Below are 6,000 nucleotides of genomic sequence, written 5' to 3'. Positions count from 1 at the left end.
GAAAAGGCCCATCCGGATATCTTCAACACGCTGCTGCAGGTGCTGGACGACGGTCATCTCACCGACGGTCAGGGACGCAAGGTGGACTTCAAGAACACCATCATCATCCTGACGACGAATCTCGGCTCCAAGGACATCGCCAAGTCCGCCACCACCGGTTTCTCGCTGGGTAGCAACACCGAGTCAAGCTACCAGCGCATGAAGGACCAGGTGAGTGCGGAATTGAAGCAGCAGTTCCGTCCCGAGTTCCTCAACCGTCTGGACGACATCATCGTGTTCCGCCAGCTGACCGAGCCCCAGGTCCGCCGGATCGTGGACCTTGATGTGTCGCAGCTCAACCAGCGTCTGTTCGACCGCCACATGGCTCTCGAGCTGACGGATAGGGCCAAGGATCTGCTGGCGGAGAAGGGCTTCGATCCGCTGCTGGGCGCCCGTCCGCTGCGGCGTGTGATTCAGCGCGACGTCGAGGACGCCATCTCCGAGAAGATCCTGATGGGCGATCTGGAGGACGGCCAGAAAGTTGTGGTCGACGCCGAAGGCGAAGGTATCCTGGGCGAGTTCACGTTCAGGGGCGTGCCCTTTGACGAGGCCGAACAGGGTGATGCAAGCGGTGCCGACCCGGCTGGCCGGAACGTCGAAGTGCCCGTCGGAGCCGCTGCGCCAGCTGATTCGGAAGACGAGGAAAGCGCCGAACGTTCCGAGAGCTGAGCGCCGGCCGAACAGTAAAGGTCGGGTGTGGCCGACGTCCGTTTGACGTCCGAAACGCCCTGTGGCCCGGTTTCACGAATTTCGTTTCGCGAGACCGGGCCTCTTGCATGGGTGGCGGGTTTCCGTCGGACTCGCCGACTGAGTCCTGTGGGGCGTTGCGATCCGGGCTGTGACGCAGGTCACAGGTCCAATTGGGCGCAGCTGCCCCGGACCTGGCGGATTGCGTGTATAGTGTGGTGTGCAAGTTTCAGGGAAGGTGCAATTCCTTACTGGCGGTAACGGCAAGTCCGGCATTCATAACGGAGGCTGCCGAAGCCCGCGACCCGCAGCTGCGGTTGATCCGGTGAAAGTCCGGGGCCAACGGTTACAGTCCGGATGGAAGAAACGAGGTGCTCTGATGAGCGTGTCTTCGCATAACCCCAATGTCGCATCGGATCATTCGACGGGCGTGGCCGATTCAGGCCGATGGTCGACCAAACGCATCGCCGTGTACGCGCTGTTCGTGGCGCTTTCCATGGTGCTGAGCTTTGTGGAGGTTCCGATTTTCCCCGCGGCGCCGTTTCTGAAATATGATCCCTCAGGCATTGTGATGCTGATCGTCGGCTTTGCGTACGGGCCGGCCGCCGCGGCGATCGTCTCTGTGTTGGGATTCGTGCCGCATCTGTTCACCAATCCGTGGGGCGCTCTGATGGCCATCCTGGTCGCGCTCTCGCTGAGCGTGCCGGCGGCGTTCATCTACCGCAGGAAGCGCACGCGTGCCGGAGCCGTGATCGGCATGCTGGTCGGTGCCGCGCTCGCCGTGGTCGTCGCGATCCTCGGCAATCTTGTGATCACACCGATCTACACCGGTTGGCCGGTTTCCGAGGTCGCGGCGCTGATCGTGCCGGCTCTGCTGCCGTTCAACATCCTCAAAATGGCGATTCACGGTGTGGTGACCTTCCTGATCTACCGGCCGATCTCCAACCTGCTGGACAAAAGAATCTGACGGTGGCAACGTCACGACGGCCTCTATGCCATAGGATTCCGGATAGGACCGGATGAGCAACAACAGAAAGGTTCCAAGGTACCGGAATGACCGATTCGCCTGCCGCGGCCTGCGACGCAGTGCTCCGTGCCCATAACGTCCGCTTCTCCTATGATGGCGGGGCCACATGGGCGTTGGACGGCGTGAATATGGAAGTCGCCGCAGGCGAATACATCTGCCTGGTGGGCCGCAACGGCTCGGGCAAATCGACCCTGGCGCTGCTGCTTGCCGGCCTGGCGGCTCCGGACGGCGGCCATGTCGAATTGCTGGGGCATACCGTGTTCGACGATGGCGGTGCCCATCCGGGCGAATATCGTGCGGCCCGGCATGGCATTGGCATGGTGTTCCAGAATCCGGAGGACCAGATCGTCACGACGGTGCTGGCCGACGATGTGGCGTTTGGCCCGGAGAATCTCGGCGTGCCCCATCAGGATATTGCCGAACGAGTGTGTTCGGCGCTTGCCGCGGTGGATATGGCATCGCTTGCGGACCGCGATCCGACCCGCATGTCGGGAGGCCAACAGCAGCGTGCGGCGATTGCCGGCATGCTGGCGATGCATCCACGGCTGCTGATTCTCGACGAGCCCACGGCGATGCTTGATGCCGACGCCCGTGACGCCGTGATGCGTATCCTTGACGCCCTGCACCGCCGGGGCACCACGATCATCCATGTGACGCATCGCAACGAGGAGGCCGCGCGTGCCACGCGCCTCATCCGCATGGACCACGGGCGCATTGTGCAGGACCTCGATGCCAGCGAGCTCCGCGAAACGCTGCGGAACGATTCCGGAGTTTCCGCGGACGACGATTCGAATGTGTTCGGCACCGGTCATCCGGGCGTCGGCCGTCCGGGCGGCTGGACGCGGAACGGCGGCTTGCGAGGCGTGTCCCCTGCGCTTGAAATCGACGATGTGACCTACCGATACGGCAAGGATCAGCGGACCGTGCTGAGCCGGGTGTCGTTCGCCGTGCAAGCTGGCGAAACCGTCGCGTTGGTGGGCCGCAACGGTTCCGGCAAATCGACGTTGGCGAGACTGATATGCGCCCTTGCCAGACCGTCGCATGGCGTCATTCGCGTGTGTGGCATCGACGCCATGCATGCCGGCCGACGCGAACGACGTGCATTGCGCAGCCATGTCGGCTATGTGATGCAGCATCCGGAGCGCCAGCTGTTCGCCGATACCGTGTACAACGATGTGGCCTATGGCCCGCGCAATCAGGGACTGAAGGACGCCGATGTCGACATGCGCGTGAACAATGCCCTGGATTCGCTTGGCATCGCCCATCTGGCTGGTCGTTCGCCGTTTGAACTGTCCGGTGGTCAGCGGCGACTTGTCGCCATCGCCGGCGTAATCGCCTGCGGGCCTGATGTATTGGTGCTGGACGAGCCGACCTCCAGTTTGGACGCATATGCCACAACGCGCATCGACGAGCTGATCCGCACGCTGCATGCGCAGGGCGTGACGATTCTGCTGATCACCCACGACTCCGGTGAACTCGCATTGGCCGATCGCGTGATCGACTTGTCGGACTTCGCCGCCGATGCGCAGGCGGTCGACGCTCATGCCGGGCGGCCGGTCCCCGAGGCCGGGAAGCGTCCGGCCCGCTCCTCGATGATCCACCGTCTTGATCCGCGCGTCAAAATGGTGCTGACGCTCGTGCTGATGTTTTCGGCCTTCATGATCGCAAACGGATGGCAGCTGCTGGCGGCGATGATCCTGACCGTGACCGTGGTCTTGGCCTCACGGGTGTCCTGGTCGAAACTGCTGGCTTCCACCCATATGTTCATCGCGCTTATTGTGGTCATGGGCGCATTGAATGTGTTCTTTGTGCGCACCGGAACGCCGTTGGCGCATATCGGGCCGATACCCATCACCGATGGCGGTCTGAGGTTCGCTGCGATCTACTCGCTGCGATTCACCCTGGTGATTGTGCTTGGCGCGGTGTTTCTCGAAACCACCACGCCGACCGGCATAACCGACAGCTTCGCGTCGTTGTTGTCACCATTGGGCGCGTGTGGCGTCCATACGGGCGAACTGTCGTTGGTCATGTCGCTGGCCTTGCGGTTCATTCCCACGCTGACGGGGGAGACGGCATCGGTTGTCGACGCGCAGTCCGCCCGGGGCGGATCCATCGAAACGGGACGTCTATCGCAACGCGTCAGGGCGCTTGGCGCGGTAATCGTCCCCGTATTCGCCGGCACGCTGCGCCATGCCGACAACCTGTCCCGTGCGCTGGACGCCCGCAGCTACGAAGGCGGTGCCGACCGCACCCATTACCGGGTCATGCACGTCGGTCCGCGCGATGCCGTCGCCGTCGCCGTGGGCGTGATATACCTAGCGGCGCTGGTGTGGCTCGCCCGTGTCTGACGAAGGCGGATGCTACCGCCGTCTGCCGCGCAGTTTCGTGACGAGCCGGTATCCGAAGCGACGGATGCCAGTGGGCAGCAGGCGATACGCCGAGCGGATCGCGACATTGCGCAGGAACTGCTCGGTGGTGGTGAACCCGTCGCGGTGGAATCGCCGCTGAAGGCGGATCTCCTCGCGCCACATGTCGAATCCGCCGCGTCGCTGATAGGCGCCGGCGTCGACGCGGTACAGCACCAGAGGATCGTCGAGATTGCGCAATCGCGCCCCATGCAGGATCAAACGCTCCCAAAGAAGATAGTCTTCGAAACGGCCGATGCCCTCGGGGTATCCGCCGACCTCCAGAACGGCTGATTTCCGAAACGCCACGCTCGGATGGTTCAAAGGCGACTGGGAGCGGGCGTAACGCATCAGGGCGCCGCCCCCCGTCGGCAGCGTGCGAATCTGGCCGAGCAGCTCGTCCCCCCGTTCGTTCTGCGTAAATTCCCGAATCGCGCTGCCGACAATGTCATATGGTTTCCCGGTCGCGTTGGCGGGGCCGGAGTCCGCGCCGTCCTCGTCTGCGACGGCCCGATGACTTTCCAGCAGCGGAATCTCCCGCGCGAACCTGTCGGGCAGCGAGATGTCATCGCTGTCGGCGCGCGCTACGATGTCATACCGACAGCGAGTCAGCCCGACATTCAGGGCATGCGCCAGCCCCGCATTGGTCCCGAGGGGAAGCAGCGTCATATCGGGCGTCTCGTCGACTCGTCCCGCCCGGTCGAATGCGTCGGCGACCATCGCCGGCAGCGAATCAAGGCATGCCTGGAGTGGCGCTGGAACCGGCCCGTCGCGCACAATGACCATCTGGGAGGGGACCCGCGTCTGCTCCACGCAGTTCGACAGGATCGCGCGGCGAAAATGCTCCACGTCGTCATTCGCGTATACGGACATCAAAACAGAAAACCGGTCGGTCATATCAGCATGATACGTCCCGACCGGATACGTCGCGGCCAGCGGCATGCGCCGAGGCTTCATGCCGAGCTTGGGCGCGGGCGTCAGCGCTTGATGAACATGGCGCCATCACCCCAGCCCCAGTCGCCGGTGCCGGCGCCGAGCTGGAAGTGCAGTTTGGCGATGCCGAGATCGTTGAGGGCGTACGTGCCGTCAAGCTCCGGGTCAATGGAGGCGATGGCGGTGCCGGTATCGGGATCCCACGAGAACAGAATCGGCTGGCGGTTCATGGCGCTCGGCGCCTTGGCCGCCGCGGCCACGCCGTCCCTGAACCACTGCGGCGCCGCGCCGCGATCCGCGTCGGACATGGTGCGGGTAAGCTCCTCATAAGTCTTGGAGGGGCGGTGGGTGCGCTGGATCTCGGTCAGCTCCTCGAACTTCTTGGCGGTATATGCCAGATGGTTCTGCGGGTGGCCGATCACCACGCCGAGATACAGGTCCTGGCTGTTGGTGACGCGGCAGTGCTTTGCAGCCTCGTCCCTGTCCCAGCTGCCGGCCACCCAGCAGGTGCCCAGGCCGTACAGGGTGGCGGCGAGCACCACGCGTTCGGTATAGAAACCGCCCTTTTCCCTGGCTTCGTCGTCGTTCTTCGGGCCGACGACGGCGAGATAGTTGGCGGCGTTGGTGAGATGCCCGGAGGAGTTGGCCTCGGCGAACACCTTGGGCTGGTCGCGCACCAGCTGGATGTTGAGACCGGCCAGCATGTTCACGGCGTCGAGCGTCATGGACAGCTGACGTGCCTGATCGTCTTCGATCTTGTCCGGATCATAGGCTCGGATGGCCGTGCGAATGTCGATTGCGTCAATGAGCTGCGTATGTTCTGCCATAGTTCCCATTATCTTACGGATCGGCGTTCTCCGCGTCGGGTTACGCGTCCAGTGTGACGAAGGTCTCAGAATGGCCGCCGAC

Annotated in this window: 5 protein-coding genes and 1 riboswitch; of the genes, 3 read left to right on the top strand and 2 right to left on the bottom strand. The window is 63.5% G+C overall.

The genetic code is table 11. The features are described 5' to 3' along the window. The 3 genes from B2994_RS04675 to B2994_RS04665 all read left to right on the top strand — a co-directional run. Positions 1 to 708 (top strand): AAA family ATPase (locus B2994_RS04675; protein ID WP_291527213.1); only part of this gene is annotated, 708 nt, incomplete at its 5' end. 239 nt (positions 709 to 947) lie between these two features. Beyond that, a riboswitch (FMN riboswitch) is annotated at positions 948 to 1,099 on the top strand. Positions 1,100 to 1,105: 6 nt separating this feature from the next. Further along, complete coding sequence (locus B2994_RS04670) at positions 1,106 to 1,693, top strand: ECF transporter S component (RefSeq protein ID WP_291527212.1); 588 nt, start codon at positions 1,106 to 1,108, stop codon at positions 1,691 to 1,693. Between the two features lie 86 nt (positions 1,694 to 1,779). Further along, complete coding sequence (locus B2994_RS04665) at positions 1,780 to 4,101, top strand: energy-coupling factor transporter ATPase (protein WP_291527211.1); 2,322 nt, start codon at positions 1,780 to 1,782, stop codon at positions 4,099 to 4,101. A 12-nt stretch (positions 4,102 to 4,113) separates the two neighbouring features. On the opposite strand, the gene B2994_RS04660 is transcribed toward B2994_RS04665, so the two are convergent. Together B2994_RS04660 and B2994_RS04655 are read right to left on the bottom strand one after the other, a co-directional pair. Then, a complete protein-coding gene (locus B2994_RS04660; RefSeq protein WP_291527210.1) occupies positions 4,114 to 5,055 on the bottom strand; it encodes a glycosyltransferase in 942 nt (313 codons plus the stop codon). 80 nt (positions 5,056 to 5,135) lie between these two features. Continuing rightward, positions 5,136 to 5,918 (bottom strand): nitroreductase family protein, encoded by a 783-nt coding sequence (locus tag B2994_RS04655; RefSeq protein WP_291527209.1) that lies wholly within the window; start codon positions 5,916 to 5,918, stop codon positions 5,136 to 5,138. Positions 5,919 to 6,000: the final 82 nt, after the last annotated feature.

The sequence above is a fragment of the Bifidobacterium sp. UBA744 genome (assembly GCA_002298605.1).
Classification (GTDB): domain Bacteria; phylum Actinomycetota; class Actinomycetes; order Actinomycetales; family Bifidobacteriaceae; genus Bifidobacterium.
The sequence above is the reverse complement of the archived record's forward strand: the minus strand, read 5'-3'. Positions and strand labels throughout refer to the sequence as shown.

What these genes read in the sequence shown, in the direction of transcription:
- B2994_RS04660 (WP_291527210.1), bottom strand. Translation starts at nt 5,055, where the DNA reads ATGACCGACCGGTTTTCTGTTTTGATGTCCGTATACGCGAATGACGAC.
- B2994_RS04665 (WP_291527211.1), top strand. Translation starts at nt 1,780, where the DNA reads ATGACCGATTCGCCTGCCGCGGCCTGCGACGCAGTGCTCCGTGCCCAT.
- B2994_RS04655 (WP_291527209.1), bottom strand. Translation starts at nt 5,918, where the DNA reads ATGGCAGAACATACGCAGCTCATTGACGCAATCGACATTCGCACGGCC.
- B2994_RS04670 (WP_291527212.1), top strand. Translation starts at nt 1,106, where the DNA reads ATGAGCGTGTCTTCGCATAACCCCAATGTCGCATCGGATCATTCGACG.